Source organism: Paenibacillus mucilaginosus 3016 (assembly GCF_000250655.1).
GTDB classification, from domain to species: domain Bacteria; phylum Bacillota; class Bacilli; order Paenibacillales; family NBRC-103111; genus Paenibacillus_G; species Paenibacillus_G mucilaginosus.
Window position 1 is genome coordinate 3,789,502 of sequence record NC_016935.1, and the last position, 19,493, is coordinate 3,808,994.

General features: G+C 58.4%; 20 protein-coding genes. 12 read left to right on the forward strand and 8 right to left on the reverse strand.

Annotated features, from left to right (window positions below; translation table 11 throughout):
- Positions 1–6: 6 nt before the first annotated feature.
- Entirely contained in the window at positions 7–489 is a 483-nt protein-coding gene (locus PM3016_RS16380; RefSeq protein ID WP_014370180.1) for an OsmC family protein, read from the forward strand.
- Between the two features lie 67 nt (positions 490–556).
- Positions 557–1,567, forward strand: a complete 1,011-nt coding sequence (locus tag PM3016_RS16385) for an aldo/keto reductase (RefSeq protein ID WP_014370181.1) — start codon at positions 557–559, stop codon at positions 1,565–1,567.
- Between the two features lie 39 nt (positions 1,568–1,606).
- Here the strand turns inward: PM3016_RS16385 and PM3016_RS16390 are convergent, their stop codons facing one another.
- Positions 1,607–2,881 (reverse strand): MFS transporter, encoded by a 1,275-nt coding sequence (locus tag PM3016_RS16390; protein ID WP_013916794.1) that lies wholly within the window; start codon positions 2,879–2,881, stop codon positions 1,607–1,609.
- A gap of 263 nt (positions 2,882–3,144) precedes the next feature.
- Between PM3016_RS16390 and PM3016_RS16395 the strand changes: the two genes are divergently transcribed.
- From PM3016_RS16395 to PM3016_RS16405, 3 genes are all read left to right on the forward strand, one after another.
- A complete protein-coding gene (locus tag PM3016_RS16395; RefSeq protein ID WP_014370182.1) occupies positions 3,145–3,996 on the forward strand; it encodes an ABC transporter substrate-binding protein in 852 nt (283 codons plus the stop codon).
- 134 nt (positions 3,997–4,130) lie between these two features.
- The gene (locus PM3016_RS16400) at positions 4,131–4,808 is read left to right on the forward strand and encodes an amino acid ABC transporter permease (RefSeq protein ID WP_014370183.1); all 678 of its coding nucleotides are present in this window, start codon (positions 4,131–4,133) and stop codon (positions 4,806–4,808) included.
- Positions 4,805–5,527 (forward strand): amino acid ABC transporter ATP-binding protein, encoded by a 723-nt coding sequence (locus PM3016_RS16405; protein ID WP_013916797.1) that lies wholly within the window; start codon positions 4,805–4,807, stop codon positions 5,525–5,527. Before PM3016_RS16400 ends, PM3016_RS16405 begins: the two co-directional genes overlap by 4 nt.
- Positions 5,528–5,664: 137 nt before the next feature.
- Here PM3016_RS16405 and PM3016_RS16410 read toward each other — a convergent pair whose 3' ends face one another.
- The 3 genes from PM3016_RS16410 to PM3016_RS37385 form a co-directional block, all read right to left on the reverse strand.
- On the reverse strand, positions 5,665–6,849 hold the full coding sequence (locus PM3016_RS16410; RefSeq protein WP_014370184.1) for a M20 family metallopeptidase: 1,185 nt from the start codon (positions 6,847–6,849) through the stop codon (positions 5,665–5,667).
- Between the two features lie 214 nt (positions 6,850–7,063).
- Positions 7,064–7,246 carry a hypothetical protein gene (locus PM3016_RS16415; RefSeq protein ID WP_013916799.1) on the reverse strand — a complete coding sequence of 61 codons (183 nt, stop codon included), beginning with the start codon at positions 7,244–7,246 and terminating at the stop codon, positions 7,064–7,066.
- A 186-nt stretch (positions 7,247–7,432) separates the two neighbouring features.
- Entirely contained in the window at positions 7,433–7,609 is a 177-nt protein-coding gene (locus PM3016_RS37385; RefSeq protein ID WP_013916800.1) for a Spo0E family sporulation regulatory protein-aspartic acid phosphatase, read from the reverse strand.
- A gap of 173 nt (positions 7,610–7,782) precedes the next feature.
- Here PM3016_RS37385 and PM3016_RS38690 point away from each other — a divergent pair, with 173 nt between their 5' ends.
- Entirely contained in the window at positions 7,783–7,932 is a 150-nt protein-coding gene (locus tag PM3016_RS38690) for a hypothetical protein (protein ID WP_013916801.1), read from the forward strand.
- Positions 7,933–8,168: 236 nt separating this feature from the next.
- Here PM3016_RS38690 and PM3016_RS38695 read toward each other — a convergent pair whose 3' ends face one another.
- Positions 8,169–8,342 carry a hypothetical protein gene (locus PM3016_RS38695; protein ID WP_013916802.1) on the reverse strand — a complete coding sequence of 58 codons (174 nt, stop codon included), beginning with the start codon at positions 8,340–8,342 and terminating at the stop codon, positions 8,169–8,171.
- 164 nt (positions 8,343–8,506) lie between these two features.
- Here PM3016_RS38695 and PM3016_RS16420 point away from each other — a divergent pair, with 164 nt between their 5' ends.
- Complete coding sequence (locus PM3016_RS16420) at positions 8,507–9,235, forward strand: phosphonate ABC transporter ATP-binding protein (protein ID WP_013916804.1); 729 nt, start codon at positions 8,507–8,509, stop codon at positions 9,233–9,235.
- Positions 9,236–9,379: 144 nt separating this feature from the next.
- Here PM3016_RS16420 and PM3016_RS16425 read toward each other — a convergent pair whose 3' ends face one another.
- Complete coding sequence (locus PM3016_RS16425) at positions 9,380–10,357, reverse strand: YpdA family putative bacillithiol disulfide reductase (RefSeq protein ID WP_014370186.1); 978 nt, start codon at positions 10,355–10,357, stop codon at positions 9,380–9,382.
- A 237-nt stretch (positions 10,358–10,594) separates the two neighbouring features.
- Here PM3016_RS16425 and PM3016_RS16430 point away from each other — a divergent pair, with 237 nt between their 5' ends.
- The 3 genes from PM3016_RS16430 to PM3016_RS16440 all read left to right on the forward strand — a co-directional run bounded on the left by PM3016_RS16430 (position 10,595) and on the right by PM3016_RS16440 (position 13,946).
- The gene (locus tag PM3016_RS16430) at positions 10,595–11,404 is read left to right on the forward strand and encodes a hypothetical protein (RefSeq protein ID WP_014370187.1); all 810 of its coding nucleotides are present in this window, start codon (positions 10,595–10,597) and stop codon (positions 11,402–11,404) included.
- 402 nt (positions 11,405–11,806) lie between these two features.
- Positions 11,807–12,355 (forward strand): NfeD family membrane protein, encoded by a 549-nt coding sequence (locus tag PM3016_RS16435; RefSeq protein ID WP_014370188.1) that lies wholly within the window; start codon positions 11,807–11,809, stop codon positions 12,353–12,355.
- A gap of 73 nt (positions 12,356–12,428) precedes the next feature.
- Positions 12,429–13,946, forward strand: a complete 1,518-nt coding sequence (locus PM3016_RS16440) for a flotillin family protein (RefSeq protein WP_014370189.1) — start codon at positions 12,429–12,431, stop codon at positions 13,944–13,946.
- 307 nt (positions 13,947–14,253) lie between these two features.
- On the opposite strand, the gene PM3016_RS16445 is transcribed toward PM3016_RS16440, so the two are convergent.
- Entirely contained in the window at positions 14,254–15,705 is a 1,452-nt protein-coding gene (locus tag PM3016_RS16445; protein WP_014370190.1) for an IS1182 family transposase, read from the reverse strand.
- Positions 15,706–16,009: 304 nt separating this feature from the next.
- On the opposite strand from PM3016_RS16445, the gene PM3016_RS16450 reads away from it, so the two are divergent.
- Positions 16,010–17,410: an MATE family efflux transporter gene (locus PM3016_RS16450; protein WP_014650984.1), complete on the forward strand. Its 1,401-nt coding sequence runs from the start codon at positions 16,010–16,012 to the stop codon at positions 17,408–17,410.
- A gap of 150 nt (positions 17,411–17,560) precedes the next feature.
- Here PM3016_RS16450 and udk read toward each other — a convergent pair whose 3' ends face one another.
- The gene (gene udk, locus PM3016_RS16455; protein ID WP_013916810.1) at positions 17,561–18,175 is read right to left on the reverse strand and encodes a uridine kinase; all 615 of its coding nucleotides are present in this window, start codon (positions 18,173–18,175) and stop codon (positions 17,561–17,563) included.
- 248 nt (positions 18,176–18,423) lie between these two features.
- Here udk and PM3016_RS16460 point away from each other — a divergent pair, with 248 nt between their 5' ends.
- The gene (locus PM3016_RS16460) at positions 18,424–19,239 is read left to right on the forward strand and encodes an SDR family oxidoreductase (RefSeq protein WP_014370192.1); all 816 of its coding nucleotides are present in this window, start codon (positions 18,424–18,426) and stop codon (positions 19,237–19,239) included.
- Positions 19,240–19,493: the final 254 nt, after the last annotated feature.

Consider the following 19,493-nt stretch of genomic DNA (forward strand, 5'->3'; position numbering starts at 1 on the left):
TTTCCTATGAACATTCAAGTAGCGCCGCTGGAGCGCAAGCAGCTTCTTGGAACCGCCGGCGGGCACAGCGTGGTGCTGGACCAGCCGGTGGAGCGGGGCGGGGACGGCGGCGGCTTCCGCCCGACCGAGCTGTGGCTGATCGGCCTGTCCGGCTGCGCGGCGGGGACGCTGAAGGGCATCGCCCGGGAGAAGGGCTATGCTCTCGAGAGCGTAAGCATAGAGGCCGAAGAGGAAACGGATGCGGAGGGGGCGATCTTCCGCGTCACCTTCCGTGCCGCCCTTCATGGGACACTGACGCCATCGGAGAGAGCGCAGCTCCTTCGGGAGGTGAAGGGACGCTGCAAGGTTGTCAGGACGGTGCATCCGTCCATCAGCGTGGCATTCCGGGATGCGCTTGAGGCCGGCAGTCTCGCGGGAGTCAGCGGTGACACGGTGCAGTCTGAGCTGCGGGCAGGCTGCTCTTCGGAAGGCGGAGCCTGCTGCATATAAGTAAGGATCAGGGACAACCCGCCGCTGCAGAACGGGGGGTCCATACATAAGAAAAGAGGGATGGACGATGAGCATCACTTACCGCAGACTGGGCCGAACAGGGCTCAAAGTATCCAATGTGAGTCTGGGAACGATGGCCTTCGGCCGGTGGATTGACGAGAAGCAGTCCGCAGATGTGCTGGACACGGCCCTCGACGCGGGGATCAACCTGATCGACACGGCCGATGTGTACGGTTCGGGCATGGACAAGGGGAATCCGCTGGAGACGGGGGAATCCGAGACCATCCTCGGACGCCTGCTGGGCGCAAGGCGCGAAGGAGTCGTCCTGGCGACCAAAGTGCATGGCCGGGTGGGGCTGGGACCGAATGATGCGGGCCAGAGCCGGTATCACATCTACCGGGCCGTGGAGAATTCCCTGAAGCGGCTGAAGACGGACTACATCGACCTGTACCAGGTTCACCGGTTCGATGAAGAAACGCCCTTGGAGGAAACGCTGCGCGCGCTGGACGATCTGGTACGCCAAGGCAAAGTACGCTATATCGGCGCCTCGAATTATGCCGCCTGGCAGCTCGCCAAGGCCCACGGCCTCTCCGCTCTTCACGGCCTGCACCGCTACGAGAGCGTTCAGCCGGAATACAGCCTGATCAACCGCGGGATCGAGCAGGAGCTGCTGCCCTTTGCGGGCTCCGAGGGGGTAGGCGTCATCGTGTACAGTCCGCTCGGCCGCGGGCTGCTGACCGGCAAGTACGCCTATGGGCAGACCCCGCCGGAGGGCTCGCGCGGTGCCGCCGGCGAGAAGCGGCTGCAGTCCCTGCTCGAAGAGGAACGCCACTTCGAGATCGTGGAAGGGCTCGGTGCCATCGCTCAGCGCAGAGGCTGGACGCTTGCCCAGCTGGCGCTGAACTGGGTCGTCGGGCGTACGGGCGTGACCTCGGCGATTCTGGGGGCGTCCCAGGCGAAGCATATTCTGGATTCCACGGCAAAGCTCGGTGAAGCCTTGTCTGAGGAGGAGCTTCGGGAGATCGATGAAGTAAAGGGGCCGGGATGGGGAAGACGCCATACGGTCCAGGCACAGTAAACGAAGAAAATAACAAGCAAAAAGGGACTGCCCCAAGCTTCACGACTCGGGTGCAGTCCCTTTGATGTTGCCCGGCATGTCCCGGACGCCCGCCGGCTTGAAGACGGCGATGGTTTCGGTCTGCTCCTTTGCTTGTTTGGATCCGCCCGATGCCTTCGGCCCCTTCTGCTTCGGCCGGATGGCGAACAGTGCGGTGAGCACCCCCAGAATCGAGACGCCCGCCAGCGAATAGAATAGGGCTGCCGTCGGCCACTTCATGCCGATCGACATCAGCGGCGGGCCTGCGGCTACGCCGATGAACCGCATGGAGCTGTAGACCGAGGAAACCGTGCCGCGCTGTTCCTTGTCTATGCCCTCGGTAATCAGGGCGTCCAGACAAGGCAGGGCGGTACCGATGCCGATGCCTCCGATACCGACGACGAGGAGCAGCAGCCACAGCGTCGTGATACCGAACCAAGCCATGAAGAGCATGGATGCGGTCAGGATCGTGAGACCGATGACCGTTACCCATTTCATTCGCGGCTTGTCCTCGCCGATCCATTTGCCCGTCAGGTAAGAAGCCAGGCACAAGGCGGAGAGGGGAACGGCGAGCAGGCCGCCTTTGGGCACCCCGTCAATGCCATACAGCTCCTCCAGCAATGTGGACAGATAGAACAGGACGGCAAAGAGCACGAACATGCCGATAATCCCGATCAAGAAGATCGCACCGAGCCAGCGGCCTTTTTCTTTGGCAATATTTACCAAAGAATGCAAAAATGCTGAAAACTTTGGTTTCTCCTTATCCTCGGCTGCCGGAGGAACCTTGACCAGGAAGGCAACGAGCAGGATGGAGATCAGGCACAAGACCGGAATGGACAAAAAGACCGCATACCAGGACAGCAAGGCGAGCAGAGAGCCCGCGATGGGACTGAGCACCTTGCCGAACGTATTCGATGTCTCGACGACCCCGAGTCCCTTGCTCACATCCTCTTCCTTCTTGAACATGTCCCCGACCAGGGGAAGCACGATCGGGAGTCCTCCCGCAGCGCCGATTCCCTGAATGCACCGGCCAATCAGGATGACAGCGAACGTGTAGGCTCCGGCGAACCAGTGGGCCGTCCCGCACAGGAGTCCTCCTACGGCTGCGATGAACAGGCTCGGGATGATGATTTTCTTACGCCCGAACCGGTCCGACATGTACCCTGCAATCGGAATCAGGACAATGGCCACAACGGAGTACAGCGTAATGATCAGCGAGATCTGAAAGGAGGTGACCGCCAGCTCCCGCTTCATCAATGGAAGCGTCGGAATCAGCATGGAATTGCCAAGCGTCATGATGAGCGGTATGGATGATACGGCGACAAGATCCCAAGTCTTTTTGGCTTCCAGTCGGGTTACCTCCTTGGGTAGTCATAATGGCGCAGCGGCGATGGTACGGGAGGTTTCCGGTATGCCCGGTCAACGCACGAGTGTTATTTTGTGACAGCCGGAGCCGATTTATGCGGGGTTGGCCGGTGTCGAAAAGCAGGGGTTATTGTCAAACTATTACCCTCTATTATATAATGTGGAAGTTCATTGAGAGAAAGGGGAATTGACCTGTGTATAAAAACAAGATGGTATTATCTGTCATTATGAGTTTGGCGCTTCTCGTCAGCGCCTGCGGCACGAAGCCGGCAGAGCAGACGTCGGGTAACGCAGGCTCCGGCGAACAGCCGGCAGCGGCCACCCAGGCATCGAAGCTGGATGCAATCAAAAAAGCGGGGAAAATTATTGTGGGGACGAGCGCGGACTATCCTCCTTATGAATTCCACAAAGAGATCGATAAGAAAGACCAGATCGTGGGCTTCGATATCGAAATCGCCAAGGAGATTGCCAAGGACCTCGGCGTTACGCTTGAGATGAAGGACATGAAGTTCGAAGGCCTTCTGCCGGCGCTTGAAGCAGGCAACATCGATTTCATTATCTCCGGCATGACGCCGACTCCGGAGCGCCAGAAATCCGTTGACTTCACGAAAATCTACTATACCGCCGTTCAGCGGGTAGTGGTGCGTGCGGACGATAAGGCGAAGTACACGACGGTCGATTCGCTGAAAGGCCAGAAGGTAGGCGCCCAGAAGGGAGCCACCCAGGAGACGATCGTGAAAGAGCAGATGCCGGGCTCTGAAGTGAAGGCGATCGGCAAGATCACCGACCTGATTATGGAGATGAAGACGAAGAAGATCGAAGCGCTTGTGGTGGAGCAGCCGGTAGCGGATGCGTTCCTCCAGAAGAACCCGGATCTCGTCTATGCCGATATCAAGCTGACGACCGAAGACAGCGGCTCGGCCATTGCCGTAAAGAAGGGCAGCGCGGATCTGGTGGAAGCGATGAACAAGACGCTGGACCGTCTGATCTCCGATAAGTCCATCGACAAGTTCGTTACGGAAGCCAACGCACTGGTGGAGCAATAATCTTCGCTTACCGGATATAAAGCAGGACCCGGCGGGACACGCTGCACAATCCTTGAAGTCTCTTTTGTGCAGAAGCGCCCCAGTCGGGTTTTTGCTTGTCAATATGCAGTTAACCAAGGAAAGGGGGGGAATCGGTGGATTTTTCGTTTTTGCCGCAGTACTATGGCTTTTTTATTGAGGGAGCAAGGGTCACGCTCATCCTCTCTTTGTTTACAGTGATCTTCGGTGTCATTCTCGGGGTGCTCATCGCCCTGATGAGGCTCTCCAGCATCTGGCCTCTGAAATTCTTCGGTTCCGCCTATGTGGAGTTCATCCGGGGGACGCCGGTGCTTGTGCAGGTGTATCTGTTCTACTACGGTCTGCCGATGGCGGGTGTGGAATTCCCGGAAGTGCCGTTCCTCGGATCGAACTTCCCGGATATGATGGCGGCGATTCTGGCGCTCTCCATCAACTCCTCCGCCTATGTGGCCGAGGTTTTCCGTGCAGGTATTCAGGCTATTGACAAAGGCCAGATGGAAGCCGGCCGCTCCCTCGGCCTCACCCATGCCATGACGATGTGGAATATCATTCTTCCGCAGGCGCTGCGCAACATTCTGCCTGCGCTGGGCAACGAGTTTATCGTTGTCATTAAGGAATCTTCGATCGTCTCGGTCATCGGGATCGGCGAGCTGATGTACAAAGCCGATACGATCAAGGGGAATACGTACCAGGCCTTCGAGCCCCTGATCGTCGTCGCAATCATCTACTTTATCATCACCTTCACGCTGTCGAAGCTGCTCGGCGTGGCCGAAAGGAGGATGAAGACCCATTGATTAACGTCAAAGGACTGGAGAAAGCCTATGGCTCCAACAAGGTTCTCAACGGAATCGATATCGAGATCGCGAAGGGCGAAGTGGTTGTCGTCATCGGGCCGAGCGGCTCGGGCAAGAGTACGTTCCTCCGCTGCCTGAATCTGCTCGAGCAGCCGACCGGCGGGGATATCGAGTTCGACGGCATCTCGCTGCTGAAGGGAAAGCAGGACATCAACCGGCTCCGCCAGCGGATGGGGATGGTGTTCCAGCAGTTCAACCTGTTCCCGCACATGACTGTGCTCAAGAACATTACCCTGGCGCCGCTCAAGCTGAGGAAGCTGAACGGCGAGCAGGCGGACAAGGTGGCAAGGGACCTGCTCCGCCGGATCGGCCTGGCCGACAAGGCCGACAGCTTCCCGGGCCAGCTCTCCGGTGGCCAGAAGCAGCGGATCGCCATTGCCCGCGCGCTGGCCATGTCGCCGGACGTCATGCTCTTCGACGAGCCGACCTCAGCGCTGGACCCGGAGATGGTCGGCGAGGTGCTCGACGTCATGAAGGAGCTTGCGGCCGAGGGGATGACGATGGTCGTCGTCACCCATGAGATGGGCTTCGCCCGCGAAGTCGGCACACGCCTGATCTTCATGGACGGCGGGAAGATCGTCGAGCAGGGGAAGCCGGCGGAGGTCTTCGCGAACCCGCAGCATCCGCGGACCCAGGATTTTTTGCGCAAGGTGCTGTAAGAAACAGCAAAGCCTCACGATGTCTCCGAAGAGAGACCGTGAGGCTTTTTTTGCTGCAGCGTGATAGAGGGGCGAAGGGATATCCGATGCCCCCCGGCAGCCACCCGGGCAGTCGAACACGCAAGGGCGCCCGATGATTATCCGGTGTGCACCGATCCTTTGACCTTCCGGGCGAACTCTTCCCGGATCGCGGAGAGCAGGGCGGGGTCGGTGATGACGTCATAGGCGGTCTGCGCGAGCACCTTGGCTCCGAGCAGCATCCCCTCGAAAGCGCGCGGCTGCATGGCCAGGTCGCGGAATTCCACCGTGTGCAGCAGGTGCCGCTCGTCTACCACCTTGATGTACGGGTGGATCGCCGGACAGTGGCGCGACACATTGCCAAGGTCGAGAGACCCGTGGTCCTGGCCTGTTCCGATCTCGCTCTCCGGCACGCCCATGGCGGTCAGGTTGGCCGTGAACGCCGCGGACAGCGCTTCGTTCGTATTCAGCTCGTCATAAGAATACTCATAATTGGACCACTTGAGCGCGGCTCCGGTTTGCAGCGCGGCTCCTTCCGCACAGCGCAGCACCTTTTGAACGACCTCATCGGTATAGGGACGGTTCGCGGAGCGGATGTAGAACTCGGCCGCGGCATAGTCCGGTATGATATTCGGCGCCTTGCCGCCGTGCGTGATGATGCCGTGAATGCGCGCATGGCTGCGCAGCTGCTGTCTCAGGGCGCCGATCGACTGGAAGAGCAGCAGAACGGCATCCAGCGCATTCACGCCTTCATACGGGCTTGCAGCGGCGTGAGCGGCCTTGCCGGTATACTCGAAGCGGAGGGCATCCATGGCGAGGGATTCGCCGGATTTCTCGTAGGCATAGTAAGGGTGGGCCATCAGGGCCACGTCCACGTCATCGAACAGGCCGGCGGCGGACATCGTCACCTTGGCGCCCTTGGTTTCCTCAGCCGGGGTGCCGTAGACCCGGATCTCGCCGCCGATCTCGTCAATGACGCTTTTCAGACCGATAGCCGCGCCGAGGCCCATCACGCAGATGAGATGGTGCCCGCAGGCGTGTCCGATCTCCGGCAGGGCGTCGTACTCGCACAGGAAGGCTACCGTCGGGCCGGGCTTGGCTGCGCGGTAGGTACCGAGGAAAGCCGTCGGCAGATCGAGCACGGGGGTCTGTACTTCGAAGCCGCTGTTCTTCAGCGCTTCCACCAGACGGGCGGAGGCTTTCCATTCCTCGTTTCCAAGCTCGGGATGGTCCCCGATATAGCGGGATAGGCCGGTCAGCTCGCCGGCGTGGGAGTCGATGGTGGATTGGATGCGTTCTTTCATAGGGGGTTCCGTCCTTCCTGATCTCATACCTATCCCTTCATTATAGGGCAAAGGAGGCGAGCGTTGCAAAGCGGGGGGAACTTATGAAAGGAATGTATGAAAACGCAAACAAAAAAGGCCTTCGGGAATAAACCCTCGGGCCTTGGGGCGTTCCATTTCATATGAATTCTCAGTCTTCCTGCCGCATTCTAGTTACGGGCAGAGCTTCCAAAGATTACTGCAGGTTACGGCGGGCGTCAATGATCTGTTCTTCGAGCTGCTTCTTGATCTTGTGCATCGCATCGACTTCCAGCTGGTGATTCTGAGGGAAGCGGGTACCGGTCAGGGCCAGGGCCTCGTTCAGCGTAAGCTCAACGGAAATCTTCTTCTCTTGGGATTCGCGAACTTCATGATTCATGATCGCATCGCTCCTTCTGAATGGTGTTGGCCAAGGTTTTGTATCGAAAAAAAATTGAGAGTTTTGGGGGGCGGTTGTAAGGAAAACCCTTGATTTTCCTTGGTTTTAATATAACATACCATGTAACATTTAGCAAGCGAAGAATAAAAAAAGAGGCGCATTTTTTAGAAAAAAATGGCCTCGTTTTTATTCGACTTTTTCCTTCATGCGCAGCCGCTGGATGCCCAGCACCACGTCATCGATCTCTTGGCTCAACTCGACCACTTGGGGATCGACAAAGCTGCCTATTTGTTCCACCAGCCTGTAGAGCTGATGCTGCATCTGCTCCAAGTGGCGTTTGAGTTCCTGTTCTTCCATTTTCATCTTACCCCAATTCTACATAGCCTACGTTTTCCCGAGACTTATTATAGTCTATCGCGTTTGTAATTTTTGTAAATCCCTGTCGAAGAGTTATAAAAATTTTGTGACATCTTTTAGCAGGCGGAATAGAAGAAGGATGGGAGCGGAATATTAGCGGAAGTGGAGGTGAGCGTACCATGGTGGACAGTGCCAAGGCGAACACAAGGAATAATCCGAATTTCAAGGAGAACAAATTCACCGAAGAGGAAGCGATCATGCATGCGGACAAAGCGGCGAACCGCCCTCCGAGCCTGAATGAGATCCAGAAGGAAACGAACCCGCAGTAATCGATGCGGACAGGCGAACACCTTCCTGTCCCGGCCGCCCGGCATTCCGCCCGGCGGTTCTTGGCGCTTCGCAGGCTTCACGCCCTCTATGTGAAATGGCCCGCCAGCCGGAGTATGAACTATTATCGCTCAGGCCGTACTCTAACGGAACGATAGCGGCAATCCCCGAAGTCCGCTGCACTCCCGGAATCACCGCTGCCGCTTTTTTATGGAACCTTATGGAGCCTGAGAAAGTTCTATTCCTCGTTGACGTCGCTGTTGTGACCCTGCGCCAGGTTATGCAGCTCCTCGGCAAGCTCGGCCGGAAGACGGGTCCGGAAATACCCGACGACCGCCTCCACCGCTTCGTCCGCCTGGCCCTCCGTAATCCCGGCCTGCTCGCAGACCAGCTTCACCAGTTGATGTTTCATGTCGGCACCTCCTCTTCGAATAGGTAGTCCAAGACTTCAATAGGATGTGCCGAATTGTGGTTTTTATGTGGGGGGTTTGGTATAGTAAAAGAAAAGATGCGGGGCTTCGGCGCGGAGAGCCGGAGACCGGACAGGCATCGCTTACATAAGAAGGAGCTTGGCGCATGATCATCGTACGCAACTTAAGCAAGAGCTTTCCGCCGGATTCGCGCGTGCTGCAGCGGCTGAGCTTCCAGGCCGACGAAGGGGAGCTGGTCACGCTGCTTGGAGCCAGCGGGAGCGGGAAGACAACCCTGTTCCGCTGCCTGATGCTTCAGGAGAAGTGGGACGAGGGACAGTATATTTATGAGGGGAACGACATTACGAAGGCCGGCTTCAGCGAGAAGCTCAAGCTGCGCAAGCAGTGGGCGTATCTCGAAGAGAAGCCGAAGCTCAATCCCAAAAAATCCGCGCTGAAGAACGTGCTGAGCGCGCTGCTTTTCCGCAAGTCATGGGTGCGCTTTCTTACCGGCACGGTCTCGGAGGACGACCATCTGGAGGCCATGGACTACCTGGACCGGGTAGGCCTGCTCGATAAGGCGCATGAGCCGGTGGAGAAGCTGAGCGGCGGGGAGAAGCAGCGGGTGGCGGTCTGCAAGGCCATGATCAAAGGGGCCCGCGTCATCTTCGCGGACGAGCCGGTATCGGGACTGGATCCCGAGGCGGCCAGCCGCGTGATGGAAGACCTGCAGAGCATCTGCCGCAAGCACAAGCTGCTTGTATTCTGCTCGCTGCACCAGATCGAGCTTGCCGAGAAGTACGGCTCGCGCATCTGGGGCCTGTCCGGCGGAAAGCTCGTCATTGATATCGCAGGACGCCGGCTGACGCAGCGCGAGAAGGAGCTCATCTTTTAACAGGAACTTATACCGATTGAACATCATTTCCACATGAAGAAACAGGCCGGCGAGCAGCATCTCTCCGGCCCGTTTTGTATGGAATCAGATACTCCGGGATATCACGACAGTACCGGAGATGGCTAAGCGGAGACCCCGCGCCATTCACTCGTGGCCGGGAACCAGATACTCCGCGATCCGTCTGCCGTGCAGGCGCCCGGTCTCGATGAACACTTCATTCGCGTTGGAGCCGGAAGCGGCGACGCCCGCAATGAACAGTCCGGGGACCGTCGTCTCCATGGTCTCCGGGTCGTGCTCGGGGCAGCCGTCGGAGTCCCGCAGAGCCGCACCGGCACCGGTCAGCAGGGCGCGGTCCGGGCGGAAGCCCGTGAGGGCCAGCACGAAATCGTTCGGCAGCTCGAGGCTGCCTTCCCTGCCGCTCACCGTTACGGCTCCCTCCGAGATGGCGGTGACCCGTGAGCCGAAGAGCATCCGGATCCGGCCTTTGTTCACCATGCTCTCGAAGATCGGGAGGACCCACGGCTTGATGGAAGGGGAATATGTCTCGCCCCGGTAAACCACCGTCACCTCGGCCCCGACCTTGAGCAGGTCCATCGCGGCGTCGATCGCCGAGTTGCTGCCGCCGATGACCACGGTCCGCGTCCCGCTGTAAGGATGGGCCTCCCGGTAGTAGTGGGTGACCTTCGGCAGCTCCTCGCCGGGAATGCCGAGCAGATTCGGATGGTCGAAGTACCCGGTCGCCACGACCGTGTAACGGGTTCGGACAGTATGTACAGCGCCGGAGCGCGTCTGGACCGTAAGCTCGAAGCCGCCTCCGGCCAGGGGCGTGATCCCGGTCACCGTCTGATACGGCCGGATCTCAATGCCGCTGCGCTGGGCGACGGTCCGGTAGTACGTCAGGGCCTCCAGACGGGTCGGCTTCTCGTTCGGCGTCGAGAAGGGATAGCCGCCGATCTCCAGCAGCTCGGGAGTGCTGAAGAAGGTCATATAGGTAGGATACAGGTAGATGGAGCGGACGACGCACTCCTTTTCGATGATGATGGGCTTCAGCCCCCGCCGCTGCAGCTCCAGTGCGGCCGATAAGCCGCAGGGGCCTGCGCCGATCACGACGACGTCTTGCATGGTCAACACCTCGTTTGCTTCTCTTGAGACCCGGAAGGCTTGCAGCACTCCGTCCTCTTGTATATTTCACTATAGTACTCCAAGCGGGAGGAGGATGCCAGTCCTGCCGTTTCACCGAGACAGAACCTGAACTCTATGATCATAAACCGTCCGGGAGTTTCATAGAGATAGAGTATAAGATTCACGGGCCGCACAGCCGGCATACGGAGGTTTCCGTCTTCGAAGGAGGCTATATCGATGTTCATCGTACTCAAAAACCGGCTGCCTGTCCTCAAGGGACGCAGGGGACAGCTGCTGGTGCTCGGATTCCTGCTCGGCCTCATCCTGTCGCTTGCGGTGGCGGCCTTCAGCGAGACCGCGCTGTTCCATAATCCTTCCCGCCACTACACCTACTCGACCTACAAGTCCGCCGGCGGGGTGAAGCTGCACGCCATGAGAACATCACCGGACAACATCGAGCTGAAGCCTATCCGCTCGAACGTGACGAACACGGAGGAGTTCGGGATCAACGGAGGCTTCTTCTGGAACGGGGATCTGCTCAGCATCGCCGTCATGAACGATAAGCCGATCCGCGGCGTGCCGCATGAATACGGCTCCGGCTGGACGAATATCGACTACCCCAAGGGGACGCTGGTCTGGGATGAAGCGGCCGGTGCTTTCTCCGTGCAGGTGGTGGAAGGAGCGAACCAGCTGCAGGTCACCGACCGCAGCCGGTACTGGGCTCAGGGCGGCGTCAGCATGGCGCTCGGCGCAGGTGCGAAGTGGGCGGAGCAGGCCAGGAAGGAGGATATGCCGGCCTTCGGCGAAGCGAGACTGCGCTCCGGAGCCGTCTACGACAAGCAGAACAACCTGTGGCTGCTCGTGTCGGGGGAGCCCTGCACGGTGCCGGAATTCCGGTCGGCGGTGCTCGAGGTTATCGCGCCGGGGCAGCTGGTGGACGGCATCTTTCTCGACGGCGACGGATCGTCGCAGATGCGCAACAGCCAGGCTGCGCTGAAGGGAGATTCCCGCGAGGTGTACCAGATGCTGGCACTGCGGCGCAAGTAGGAGGCGGCAGCCGGTGCGACGCTGGTGCGGGAGGGCGGCTGCCGATTATGCCGCCGGTGAGCGGCTGATAGGAATGCCGGACGCGAGGCAGCGGGGAGTATGCACGGGGTATAGCTTCAGCTTCATTTGGCTTGGGGAGCAGTGGACATCGTTCCTATGAAAAGAGCGACAGCCCGGAAAAGCGGGGCTGCCGCTTTTTTTGCGAGCTTTTTGCCATCTTTTAGGCAAAAATTTGGATTCTATAGGTAATTATGCAACTTTATTACTATTTATCCCGTATTAACCTATGGAATCCTTTTACGGCTTGCAGCCGAAGAACGGAAAGCTGGAAGCGGTCCGCGTATCCCGCCATAACCGGGCCGAACTGCCGGGAACGGTATATGCTCAAGGAGGTGAGTCGCGATGCTGGAAGTGTACTGGGGCCTGCTCCTGACAGGCATGCTCTTCGCTCTGGTCACCGTACTCTTCGGGGATCTGCTCGGCGGCGCTCTGCACGGGATGTTCGACTGGATGTCGGGCGATATGCTGCATGCACTGCAGCCGATGGTGCTGTTCAGCGGCATTACGGTGCTGGGCGGTGCCGGTATCCTGCTGACGAAGTATACGGCCTTCACGGCCGGGATGGTCCTCGGGCTGAGCCTGCTGGCTGCGGTGTTCTTGTGTGTCCTGATCTATCTGCTCTATATCAAGCCTATGGCGAACACAGAGCAGTCGCTGGGCTTCTCCATGGAGGAGCTCGTGGGGCGGATCGGGGAAGTGACGGTGCCGATTCCTTCGGCCGGCAGCGGGGAAGTGGTGCTGCGGATCGGCGGCGGTCTCACGAACCAGATTGCGGAGAGCTACGACGGGAGTGAGATCCCGTGGGGCAAGCGCGTGGTCACTGTGGAAGTGATCTCCGGCGTGCTGATGGTGACTGCACTCGATACGGATGAGCCGGGACTCGAACCATAGCCCTCTTTTTCACTTCCTCCCGGCTTCAACGTACGGATGCAGCTGAAATTCAATCTAAACAAGGAGTGATGGAATGGGAATGGATGCGCTGTTGGTGCCTGCGGTCGTCGTCGGGGTGATTGTGGTGCTGGGGCTCGCTTTTTGGGCCCGGTACAAAACGGTGTCCCCCGACGAAGCCATGATCGTTACGGGTTCGTTCCTCGGCACGAAGCACGTGCTGACGGACGATACGGGCCGCAAGATCAAGATCGTCCGGGGAGGCGGCTCCTTCATCCTGCCGGTGTTCCAGCAGGCGGAGTTCCTCTCCCTCCTGTCGCATAAACTCGACATCTCAACGCCGGAGGTGTACACCGAGCAGGGCGTGCCGGTGCTCGCCGACGGGGTCGCGATCATCAAGATCGGCGGGTCCGTTGAAGATGTCGCCACGGCGGCGGAGCAGTTCATGGGCAAGCCGACGGAGGCGCTGAGGGCCGAAGCCCAAGAGGTGCTCGAAGGTCACCTGCGGGCGATTCTCGGGACGATGACTGTCGAGGAAGTATACCGCAACCGGGACCGCTTCGCCCAGGAGGTGCAGGGCGTCGCAGCCAAGGATCTCAAGAAGATGGGGCTGCAGATCGTCTCCTTCACGATCAAGGACGTGCGCGACAAACAGGGCTATCTCGAGGCGCTCGGCAAGCCGCGGATTGCCGCGGTGAAGCGGGACGCCGAGATTGCCGAGGCCCAGGCCGTGCGGGACGCCCGGATCCAGAAGGCGCAGGCCGAGGAAGAGGGCCAGAAGGCGGAGCTGCTGCGCGACACGAATATCGCCGAAGCGTCCAAGGAGAAGGAGCTCAAGGTCGCCTCGTTCAAAAAGGACCAGGACATGGCCCGGGCCGAAGCGGACCAGGCGTACCATATCCAGGAAGCACGTGCCAAGCAGAGCGTGGTCGAAGAACAGATGCGCGTTGAGCTCGTGCGCAAGGAGCGGGAGATCGACCTCGAGACAAAGGAGATCCTGCGGCGCGAGAAGCAGTATGACGCCGAGGTCAAGAAGAAGGCGGATGCCGACCGCTATGCGGTCGTCCAGGCGGCGGAAGCCGACAAGGCGAGGCAGATCGCCGAAGCGGATGCAAGGCAGTACCGCATCGAAGCGGAAGCGAAGGCGAATGCGGAGCAGAAGCGGCTCGAGGGCCTGGCGGTGGCGGACGCCGAGCGGGCCAAGGGTACCGCCGAAGCCGAGGTCATCCGGCTGCGCGGTCTCGCCGAGGCGGAAGCGAAGCAGAAGCTCGCCGAGGCGTTCGAGAAGTTCGGCGAAGCGGCCGTGCTCGACATCATCGTGAAGATGCTGCCGGAGCTCGCCGGGCGGGTGGCTTCGCCGATCGCCGCGATCGACAAGCTGACCGTTGTCGATACAGGCCATGGAGAGGGCGCAGCCCGCGTCAGCAACTACGTGACCCAGCTGATGGCGACGGCCCCCGAGATGCTGAAAAGCGTCAGCGGCATCGATGTCGAGGCGCTGATGAAGGGGCTGACCCAGCGGGCGGGCCAAGGGGCCGCTTCCGGGCAGGCGGCTTCGTCCGGCGGCAGCGGCGGGGGCGGCCAGGGGGAATAAGCTGCGAAGATAGCAGCGGCGGGCCCCGGGGCCGGCAGGGTATCAGGGCTTGGGCGTCGTGCCAAGACCTGTTCACTGGCCGGACTTAACTCCAAGCTTCAGCCGAAAGAACTTTCATCCTAAGCTTTATCACAAAGCTCATCGCAAAAGCGTCCACTCAAAGCTTCCTCCGTGCGGGAGGCCACTGAAGAACTTACGCTTTTTCCTCAGGAGCCTCGTATAAGTCATAAAAAAGCCATCTACCCCCATTTTTAGGGTCAGATGGCTTTTTTATAGGCTTAAAATTGGTCTGCTCGATACGTTTTTTTCAATCTACCAGCTTCAGTATACGCTTAAGATTTACAGCGAATATGGCCATTGCACCTTGCATTTCTATGCCAATCAGACCCGAAGATGTGGCAACATCATACCCGTGTCTATGTTTGAGTTCGCTGTTTTTCGCTTCGATCTTGTAGCGCTCTTTGGATTTCGCCTTGAAATATTCCGTTTCCTGGAACGCCATCTGTTCCGCGTGTTCATCAGATTTAATCGTTACGGAATAAGTTTTACTCTTGGCGCCTTCTTTGTAACAGCCCTCCTTGAGCGGACAGCTCTTGCAGATCTCTACGTCAAAATAATAGGTATCCTGTTGGTTTTTACCGACGCCTTTTTTGCCTTGCCGGGCCTTTCGAGTCGCCATGTGACCAGCCGGGCATACGTACATGCCGGCATCTTTGTTGAATAGAAATTCCTCTTCTTTCTTACGGCTGCCTTGCGTGATCAGCGGATTGAGTTTTGCTACAAGTTCAATCTCATTGTTCGTTGTGTACAAAATATTATCCTTCTCGGAGTAGGCGGTATCGCCAATGACGGTCTTAACTTGCATTCCTGCTGCATTGCTTTTTTCGATGAGCGTCTGCAGCTGCTTGCCGTCATTCTTCTCGCCTGTTGTAATGACAGCTGCCGTTATGATGCGCTCCTCCGTCATGGCCAGATGAGTTTTATATCCAAAGAATGCAGAATCGGCGCTTTTATGTCCCACTCGAGCATCCGGATCCGCCGTTAGACGAAGCTGTTCGATGTCATCCTCCACCGTTTCCTTCAGCAGGTGTAACGGATTCAAAACCTTTGGTACTTGCGCGATCCCGGATTCCAACTCGATGAAGGTCACAAGCTTTTGACAATACTCGATTTCGTCTTCGAGTACGTCGCTCGTGTTCTTTGCGGGCATTTTGGCTTTGAGCGATTCATCCATCGTGTAAACGGACTTTCGCAGCTTTCGTGCACGGTCTCGCAGAATTTCTAGCGGCGACTTCTGATTGTAGCGCGCTTTTGTATGCGTAGCGTCGACGATTATGGAGTTGCTCTTCAGGATTTTCAGTTCGATAGCGAGGTCTACCGTCTTACCAATGAGCATGTCCAATAAGTTGATGTCTTTGAGCCGCAGTTTGCGGAATTTTGTCAGAGAACTCGGGTCGATGACCGGATCCTCCGGTGCCATGCCCAGGAAATACTTAAACGACAGGTCATACTTAGAACGCTCGACAATATCTACGTCAGATAGTTCAAAGATGGCTTTCAGCAACAAATATTTAAACATTCTGATGGGGTCAATGGCGTTACGTCCGTTGTCCAAACAATATTTTGTCTGCAGTTCTTCAAAGATAAAAGTGAAGTTCACCAGTTCGTTGATTTGACGGAGCATGTTGTCCTTCGGCACGACGATATCATACAGAGCCGCGTAAGGGCTCAGAACCAAGCTTTGTTGTTGTTGAATCATCCGTCTCACCCGCTTTTCGAGATGACTCCATTATACGTCAAAAAAAGCACAGCCTCTTCAATTTTCTTGAAGGGCTGTGCTTTTTTAAGACGGACTTTTTCAGTGGCCTCCCGTGCGGAGGGGGCTTTTTTCGTTGGGAGAGAGTCCATCCGTTCTGGAAGCATGGCCGGATTTGTCAGGGACGCTGTTTCAGCGTTATAATTTTAGGATTAAAACGTTTCATGATGAAATCTTTACAGAGACGGCCGGGCGGGAGGCCTTGCTGGGCGCCTGCAGTGTTCGCAATAACGGGGGAGGGAAGTTGATGGCAAAGGAAATGCCGGCCAAGGCCAACCTTACCGAGGGGCCGATCGGCCGTAATCTGCTGCTGTTCGCGCTGCCGGTGCTGATGGGCAATGTGCTCCAGTCGCTGAACGGAACGATCAATTCGATCTGGGTTGGCAATTATCTGGGGGAGAGCGCTTTCGCGGCGACCTCCAATGCGAACAACATCATGTTTTTTCTGCTCAGTCTCGTGTTCGGGATCGGGATGGCTTCGACGATTCTGATCGGACAGAGCGTCGGGGCGGGGGATGAAGCGAAGGCGAAGCGGGTCGTCGGCACGAGCGCGCTCTTTTTTACCTCGCTGTCGATCGTGATCACAGCGGTTGGCATGCTGTTCTCGGAAGCGATCCTCCGGGGCATGAGCACTCCGGCGGACGCCATGCCGTATGCGGCGGCCTACCTTCGGATCATTTTTCTCGGCGTGCCGTTCATGTTCTTCTATAACTTCGTCATGATGATTCTGCGCGGGGCGGGGGATGCCAAGACGCCGTTCTACTTCCTGCTGCTCTCGACGGTGCTGGATATCGTGCTCAATCCGGTGTTCATCTTCGGCCTCGGGCCGCTGCCCCGGATGGATACGGCAGGCGCCGCGCTCGCATCCGTCATCGCCCAGCTGGTTGCGCTCGTCGGGCTGGTGTGGCATCTGTACCGGCGCAAGCACTTCCTGCGACTTACGGCGGCCGACCGCCACCTGCTCCGCTTCGATCCGCAGATCGTGGGAGCCCTGGTGAAGAAGGGCATCCCGATGGGCCTGCAGATGATGATCGTCTCGACCAGTGCGATCGCCATCGTGCAGCTCGTCAACTCGTTCGGTTCCGTGGCGACGGCGGCTTTCGGGGCGGCGATGCAGATCTCGAGCTACGTGCAGATGCCGGCGATGGCGATCGGCGGGGCGGTGTCCACCCTGGCGGCCCAGAATGTGGGTGCCGGAAAGTGGGACCGCGTGCACAAGACGACGCTGCTGGGCATCCTGTTCAACTTCGTCATGACAGGAACGCTTGTCGGGGTGATCTATCTGTTCAACCGGCAGGCACTCGGGCTGTTCTTACAGGACGAAGCGGCGATCGCGATCGGGATGACGATCAATCACATCACGCTGTGGGCGTTCATCCTCTTCGGCATCACATTCGTCGTATCCGGTGTCGTCCGGGCGACGGGAGCGGTGATGATCCCTCTGCTGACCACCTTCCTGGCCCTCTGGTGCTTCCGCGTACCTCTGGCCTATTATCTCGGCCATGCGTACGGGCTGGATGCGCTCTGGTGGAGCTTCCCGGTCGGTTTCGGCGTGGGGATCGTGCTTTCCTCGATGTACTATCTGTGGGGGAATTGGCGCCAAGCGAAGATGCTGGAGCCGGCAGCGGGAGCCCCTGCGGTCGAGTAGGACGGGGACGAAGCGGATTTCATATGCGGAACAGCGGCAGCAAAAAAACATCCCCGGCTAGTCATAGGACAGCCGGGGATGTTTTTTGGGGGGGTACAGCGGCACCGGAGTGATCTTAAGCTTTCTTTTGCCAAGACCGGTGTCAGTGCGTTAAGCCATCAGGTACTTCTCGGTAAGAATCGAGAGAAGCTGGATGCCGACTTCGTTGTGGCCGCCCTCCGGAATGATGAGATCGGCGTACTTCTTCGACGGCTCGATGAACGCTTCGTGCATCGGCTTGACCGTACCGAGGTACTGGTCATAGACCGACTGGATCGAGCGCCCCCGTTCATTGATGTCGCGCAGCACGCGGCGGAGTATGCGGACGTCGGGGTCCGTGTCCACGAACACCTTGATGTCGAGAATCTCGCGGAGATGCTCGTCCGACAGCACATGCAGCCCTTCGATGATCACGATCTTGTTCGGCCGCAGCTCCACCGTCTTGTCGGCGAACCGGGCATGGTTGGCGAAGTCATAGACCGGCGCGTGAACGGTATCCCCGTTCTTCAGTGCTTTGAGGTTCGCGAGCATCAGGCCGTTGTCGAACGCCAGCGGATGGTCGTAGTTGATCGTCTCCCGTTCTTCCAGCGGAAGATGGGAGTGATCTTTATAATAATTGTCCTGTGAAATAAAAGTAACTTTCTTCGAACCCAGACGGTCGATAACCGAGCGGGCTACCGTAGTTTTGCCGGAACCCGTTCCCCCGGCGATTCCAATAATGAGCATGGTTAAGATGAAGCCTCCCGGTGATTGATGCGATGAACAGATGATGTGGAAATCCCGTGATGCGGATTGATTTTGATATTGTAGCACAATCGCCGTAAGGACAAAAGTCCCACCTCCGCCAAGCAGGCCTTCTCCCCTTAGCTGAGGGAGCTGCGCGTCTTTCTTTTGTCACATATTCTTTGAAGCTTTCGGCAAAATAATCCGGTACATCCAAATCTCCGGGAATTCCCCGAAGGAGCGATTCCATCATGAGTACGCAGACGATTGAAGTGCCGGGCCTGATGCTGCCGGACCTCAAAGATAAAGTGGCCGTGGTAACCGGAGCCGGGTCCGGCATCGGCCGGGCGGCGGCCTTGGAGCTCGGCCGGCAGGGAGCCAGGCTTGTGCTCGTGGACCTCAAGGACGAGCGGAGGGAGCAGGTGAAGGCGGAGCTCGCCGCCATGAAAGCGGAAGCGGTCACCCTGGATGCGGACCTGTCCGACCCGGTGCGGGTGCAATGGGCGTTCGACGAGGCGGCCAGGGCGTGGGGGCGGCTCGACATCGTGTTCGCCAATGCCGGGATCAACGGCGTGCTGACCCCGATCGAGGATATGAAGCCCGAGGACTGGGATCATACGATGTTCGTGAACCTCAAGGGTACGTTCCTCAGCGTGAAGTACGCGATTCCCCATATGAAGGAAAAAGGGGGAAGCATCATCATCACCTCCTCGATCAACGGCTCGCGGGTGTTCTCGAACTTCGGCATGTCCGCCTACAGCACGTCGAAGGCCGGACAGGTCGCCTTTGCCAAGATGGCGGCGCTCGAGCTCGCCCGCTACAAGATCCGCGTCAACGTGATCTGCCCGGGGGCGATCACGACCCATATCGGGGAGAATACGCACTCCACGCCGGAGCTGCGCAAGATCAAGATTCCGGTCCAGTATCCGGAAGGCAGCATGCCGCTCGAGCACGGTCCGGGCAAGCCCGAGCAGGTGGGGGAGCTCGTCGCGTTCCTCGCCTCCGGTGCCTCCAGCCACATCACGGGCACAGAGCTGTTCATCGACGGGGCGGAATCGCTGCTGTAAGGCAGGAAGGATCAAGATTCCGGTAGGGCAGCCGGGGGAGGAAGCATACCGTTCGTGTACGGTCCCCGGGCAGGCCGGAGCATGTGCCGGCCTCGGTGCTTCGGGACACAGGAAGCTGCCTGGAAGCAGGTTCCTAAGGACCCGGGAGTTCATGAAGTGGCGTGTCCCCTCCGAAACATGGTATGCTCTCTTCAAGGTCAGGGAGACATCTGGGCCCCAAGGCCCGTACCACATGCAGGCGTTCGCCCATGACT